This window comes from Pseudomonas yangonensis (assembly GCF_009932725.1).
Classification (GTDB): domain Bacteria; phylum Pseudomonadota; class Gammaproteobacteria; order Pseudomonadales; family Pseudomonadaceae; genus Aquipseudomonas; species Aquipseudomonas yangonensis.
In genome coordinates this window covers 1-4935 of the sequence record NZ_BLJU01000056.1, presented here as the reverse complement: position 1 = coordinate 4935, position 4935 = coordinate 1, and the positions used below count along the sequence as shown (strand labels likewise).

Sequence of the window (4935 nt, the reverse complement as noted above, 5' to 3'; positions counted from 1 at the left end):
CAGGCTTCAGGCTTCAGGCGCGCCAGTGTGCCTTTCCATCGGAGCCCGTCAAGCTTTTCGCGCCTGCCTGTGGCTTGCAGCCTGAAGCCTGCGGCTTCAGACCACTTCGATGGCCGCCATCAGCCCCGTTTCCATATGGTCGATCACGTGGCAATGGAACATCCACACGCCGGGATTATCGGCGACGAAAGCGATGCGCGCCGTCTCGTTCTTGCCCAGCAGATAGGTATCGGTGAAATACGGAATGATCTTGCGCCGATCCGAACCCAGTACCTTGAAGGTCATGCCGTGCAGATGGATGGGGTGCTGGTACTGCGCCATGTTGCGCAGCACGAAAACGTAGTGGCCATCCTTCTTCAGCGTGGCGATAGGACGATCGGCACAGGTCTTGTCGTTGATATCCCAGGCCTGGCCGTTGATCTGCCAGTACTTGTAGCTGCCGCCACGCTCGACATCACCCGACAGCATCGCCGCCCATTCGAAGTTGAAGCGCAGGGTTTCGGCGCGGGCCAGATCCGGTTCGGCGACGGGGTTGGCCGGCAGAGGTGGCGGCCAGTCGCCTGCGACTTCGCTACTGGCGACACCCTTCAAGGTGGCCAGGCGCAGCGGTCCGTTGCGCAGGGACAGTTCCTCGCCGGCAGCTGGAACCTTCAGCGCCAGGTCGATGCGCATGCCTGGCCCCAGCCAGTATTCCTTTCCCAGTGGCCGCGGCTGCACCGGATTGCCGTCCAGGGCATAGATGCGAGCCTCGCCGCCCGGCAGGTTGAGGCGGTAGGTGATGGTGTTGTCGACATTGATAAGACGCAGCCGCACCACCTGCCCTTGCGGCAGTTCGAGGGTCGGTTTGGGCTCGCCGTTGATGGTGGTCAGCCGTCCGCGCGTACCTTCGCGCGCGGCCTGGCGCGGCACCAGAAAATCGGTTAAGGCGCCCTGCTCGTCGATATGCCAGGTTTTCAGGCTCAGTGTGCGCTCATGGCGAAAGCCGGTTGGCTCGCGTTCCTCGACGATCAGCGGCCCGACCAGACCACGCCCCAGTTGCTCGGCGCTGGCGGTATGTGGGTGGTACCAGAAGCTGCCGGCGTCATGGCAGATGAAGTCGTAGTCGAAATACTCACCTGGCAGCACCGGAGCCTGGGAGACATAGGGCACACCGTCCATCTCCAGCGGCAGGCGGATGCCATGCCAGTGAATGGTGCTGTGCACGTCCAGCTTGTTGATGAAGCGCACGCGCAAACGCTCGCCCTGACGGCAACGCAGCTCCACGCCCGGCGCCTGACCACCATAGGCCCAGGCCGGCGTTACATGCCCCGGTACCAGTTCCAGATCCAGCGGCGCGGCGATCAGCTCGTAATCGTGGGTGGCGACATTTTCCGGACGGCCCAGCCAGTAGCGCACACCACCAATGCCAAGGCCGGCCACACCCAGCCCGGCTAAACCGACCAGCACCTGTCTGCGGGTAAACGACATCTTCATCCTCGGCAATCAGTTAGCAAACTCAACTGCACTATCTTCTCATTTTCATGGATGGCCAGACGAGCACCTCAGCAAGACATATTGCCGCGGTGCCAGTGGGAGATATCACCCAGATGGGCAACCCCGAAGGGTATAGAATCGCAGGGCTTTTTCACAGGAACGCTCTTCAGGACATGGATAGTTTCTTCTTCGACGCCCCCCTGGCCATCATGATGGTGGCGATAGCCCCGATGGTCCTGCTCATGTGGATCGGGCTGATGGCCGCATTGGGCGAAATGATCTGGTCGGACTGTTACCGGCTCAGCCGTCCGCACGACATCGTAAAAGCGGTGATCATCGGTCAGAAGCTCGTCAACGCCCGCATCAGCGTGGGTAAAACCACGATGGTCACACTCAAGCCCGTCTATCGCCTGCGTTACGAGTACGAACAACGCACCTACGAAGTGGAGCATCTCGTGCTCAACCAGGAACATGTCGAGCTCAACGAGCAGGCCGGCACCTTCCTGCTCTACGTTCCCAAGGCCAACCCGGCCGATGCCACCCCCGAATCCCCGAACGCCGCATCGCCCTTCGCCGCGATCATGCTGATGATCATGGGCTACCTCATTTGGGAAGCCGCGCCGACGCTGCTTACGGGATATTGATGATGATCGTGCTGTTCATCCTGCTCGGCGGCCTGCTGTGGCTGATCAGTTTGCTGCTTTTCGCCTTCTCCGCCTGGGCCCTATACAAGCTCGCGCGCCTGCTCTGGGAAAAAATCCGCAGAGCCTTGCTGCGTCCGGGCACGGCGCAAATCACGTCCTATGAAGTTTTCACACCCGACCCCGAAGACATTGACGTTCAGGATACCCGCCCGCAGGTCCGCCTCGAACTGGACTGCGAACGCCATGGTCAGCGCTTTCAGATATCGCTGGGCCCGCTGACGTGTGAGGAGTTGTTTCCCGCGCTGGATCTGCCCGCCCACCACGTCGCCTGCTGGCTGAGCGATGAGGATTGGCGCCAGTTGCTGGAAAAGCGCTGGGTCACCATCGCCTGCGACTGGCAGCAGCGCAAGGCGATACTCACCAGCCAGATTCGTCAGGACAGACGCATGCTGCTGATCAGTTTTCTGAGCCTGAGCCTGTTCGCTCTTTTGGTCACAGTGGCGCTGCTGCAGAACTGACTGCCTGCTGTCGTGTTCAAGGCTTGTTTCGCCATGTACACCGGCAGAGTCGCTCCATTCAATCGCACTCAGGCACCTGAGCCATGGTCATGCCCCCGCCAAAATTGGCGATGGGTCGCATGACCAGCCGACAGCCCCCCTCTCCATCCTCAGCGACCTGCGCCTTGAGAGACTCGCGTTCAACTTTGTAGTCGAACGTCAGGACGGTTCCAGCAGGCACTCCGCCCTCCTCGCGGTCCGACGTGACACGCACCTCCAGTCGCACCTTCGTCGGGTTGAAAGTGCCCGAAAAGAGGAAGGTACGTCCCTCACTGACACCCCCACCACTAACACGCCCGTTGGTGGCGATGCTCAATTGCACATCACCCGGCTCGCTGCGCCAGCCGGCATCGTCGTAAATACCGGGTATGGTGAGTTCGGTCTGCGTCGTACTGTCCGGGACCTTGCCCTGCAACTGAAGGCTCGCCTTACCCGGTGCGCTGCGGCTCAGCAACACGCTTCCCCTGCCGTAGTGCATGACCGGCTTACCGGAAGGAGGCGCCACCGTGAAATCGACTCGACCGGTGTAGGCCCGCTCGCCGAAAAGCTCAATCACATCCTGAGCTAAGCTGCAGGGAGCCACGGCCAGCAGCAGCGCGGCCAGGAACGTACGTAAGCACGAGACAGGTGGCGAGTTGACGGACATGGGCGCTTCCTTTTGGCCAGGTAAAAGCCTAACCCTAGCCAACAGGCTCGGCGGACGACAGAAAAAGCGCCACCTGCCCCTGAAAAACAAAACCCCGGCAGCTTGGCCGGGGTTTCGTCACACGAGCTAGGCTCGGAGAGTCATCATTCCCACTCTATTGTAAACAAGACATTTTTATCTTTTATATTCAATGGCTTATTTTCCTGCTAATTGGTAATACCATGAAAAATACCATGCTCAGAAAAGGCTTAACAATATTTTGAAAAATTGCCTACTGAGCGCTGCCGCACAGCTCCATAGGCCGCTTTCCTGGCTTTGCTTCCAGATGTATGCTCTTCTGCTCCTGCAGCTAATGGATCACCGCAAACAGGTTACTCGCCTGGGGATTCCCTTTCGACCCGAGCATCCGTATGAGACTCATGCTCGATTATTATTATTATAGAAGCCCCCATGAATAAATCGCTCATCATTTTCGGCATCGTCAACATAACCTCGGACAGTTTCTCCGATGGAGGCCGGTATCTGGCGCCAGACGCAGCCATTGCGCAGGCGCGTAAGCTGATGGCCGAGGGGGCAGATGTGATCGACCTCGGTCCGGCATCCAGCAATCCCGACGCCGCGCCTGTTTCGTCCGACACAGAAATCGCGCGTATCGCGCCGGTGCTGGACGCGCTCAAGGCAGATGGCATTCCCGTCTCGCTCGACAGTTATCAACCCGCGACGCAAGCCTATGCCTTGTCGCGTGGTGTGGCCTATCTCAATGATATTCGCGGTTTTCCAGACGCTGCGTTCTATCCGCAATTGGCGAAATCATCTGCCAAACTCGTCGTTATGCATTCGGTGCAAGACGGGCAGGCAGATCGGCGCGAGGCACCCGCTGGCGACATCATGGATCACATTGCGGCGTTCTTTGACGCGCGCATCGCGGCGCTGACGGGTGCCGGTATCAAACGCAACCGCCTTGTCCTTGATCCCGGCATGGGGTTTTTTCTGGGGGCTGCTCCCGAAACCTCGCTCTCGGTGCTGGCGCGGTTCGATGAATTGCGGCTGCGCTTCGATTTGCCGGTGCTTCTGTCTGTTTCGCGCAAATCCTTTCTGCGCGCGCTCACAGGCCGTGGTCCGGGGGATGTCGGGGCCGCGACACTCGCTGCAGAGCTTGCCGCCGCCGCAGGTGGAGCTGACTTCATCCGCACACACGAGCCGCGCCCCTTGCGCGACGGGCTGGCGGTATTGGCGGCGCTGAAAGAAACCGCAAGAATTCGTTAACTGCACATTCGGGATATTTCTCTATATTCGCGGTTCAGCAGGCATGTCCCCTTTGAGGGCGACCCGACGACAGGATAATCGACCTTATGGTGCGCAAATATTTCGGCACAGACGGTATTCGTGGCAAAGCCAACGAAGGCGCGATGACGGCGGAAACCGCCTTGCGCGTCGGCATGGCGGCTGGCCGTGTCTTTCGTCGCGGTGACCACCGCCATCGTGTCGTGATCGGCAAGGATACGCGCCTGTCGGGCTATATGCTTGAACCCGCGCTCACAGCCGGTTTCACCTCGATGGGCATGGACGTATTCCTTTTTGGCCCGCTGCCGACAACGTATAGGAAGAATAAACG

The 4935-nt window shown here is 59.6% G+C and carries 5 protein-coding genes and 1 pseudogene; 4 read left to right on the top strand and 2 right to left on the bottom strand.

Going from position 1 to position 4935, the window contains the following annotated elements; all coding sequences use genetic code 11:
- Window positions 1-96: 96 nt before the first annotated feature.
- Complete coding sequence (locus GYB81_RS23410; protein WP_161867849.1) at window positions 97-1467, bottom strand: multicopper oxidase family protein; 1371 nt, start codon at window positions 1465-1467, stop codon at window positions 97-99.
- Window positions 1468-1646: 179 nt separating this feature from the next.
- Here GYB81_RS23410 and GYB81_RS23405 point away from each other — a divergent pair, with 179 nt between their 5' ends.
- Complete coding sequence (locus GYB81_RS23405; RefSeq protein ID WP_161867850.1) at window positions 1647-2117, top strand: hypothetical protein; 471 nt, start codon at window positions 1647-1649, stop codon at window positions 2115-2117.
- On the top strand, window positions 2117-2635 hold the full coding sequence (locus GYB81_RS23400; protein ID WP_233787664.1) for a hypothetical protein: 519 nt from the start codon (window positions 2117-2119) through the stop codon (window positions 2633-2635). Before GYB81_RS23405 ends, GYB81_RS23400 begins: the two co-directional genes overlap by 1 nt.
- A gap of 58 nt (window positions 2636-2693) precedes the next feature.
- Here the strand turns inward: GYB81_RS23400 and GYB81_RS23395 are convergent, their stop codons facing one another.
- The gene (locus tag GYB81_RS23395; protein WP_161867851.1) at window positions 2694-3320 is read right to left on the bottom strand and encodes an SET domain-containing protein; all 627 of its coding nucleotides are present in this window, start codon (window positions 3318-3320) and stop codon (window positions 2694-2696) included.
- A gap of 450 nt (window positions 3321-3770) precedes the next feature.
- On the opposite strand from GYB81_RS23395, the gene sul2 reads away from it, so the two are divergent.
- Window positions 3771-4586 carry a sulfonamide-resistant dihydropteroate synthase Sul2 gene (gene sul2, locus GYB81_RS23385; RefSeq protein WP_001043260.1) on the top strand — a complete coding sequence of 272 codons (816 nt, stop codon included), beginning with the start codon at window positions 3771-3773 and terminating at the stop codon, window positions 4584-4586.
- Window positions 4587-4672: 86 nt separating this feature from the next.
- Window positions 4673-4935 (top strand): annotated as a pseudogene (gene glmM, locus GYB81_RS23380) (phosphoglucosamine mutase); the annotation flags it as partial.

Coding starts and splice junctions, on each gene's coding strand:
- GYB81_RS23405 (WP_161867850.1), top strand. CDS start 1,647: ATGGATAGTTTCTTCTTCGACGCCCCCCTGGCCATCATGATGGTGGCG.
- GYB81_RS23410 (WP_161867849.1), bottom strand. CDS start 1,467: ATGTCGTTTACCCGCAGACAGGTGCTGGTCGGTTTAGCCGGGCTGGGT.
- sul2 (WP_001043260.1), top strand. CDS start 3,771: ATGAATAAATCGCTCATCATTTTCGGCATCGTCAACATAACCTCGGAC.
- GYB81_RS23395 (WP_161867851.1), bottom strand. CDS start 3,320: ATGTCCGTCAACTCGCCACCTGTCTCGTGCTTACGTACGTTCCTGGCC.
- GYB81_RS23400 (WP_233787664.1), top strand. CDS start 2,117: ATGATGATCGTGCTGTTCATCCTGCTCGGCGGCCTGCTGTGGCTGATC.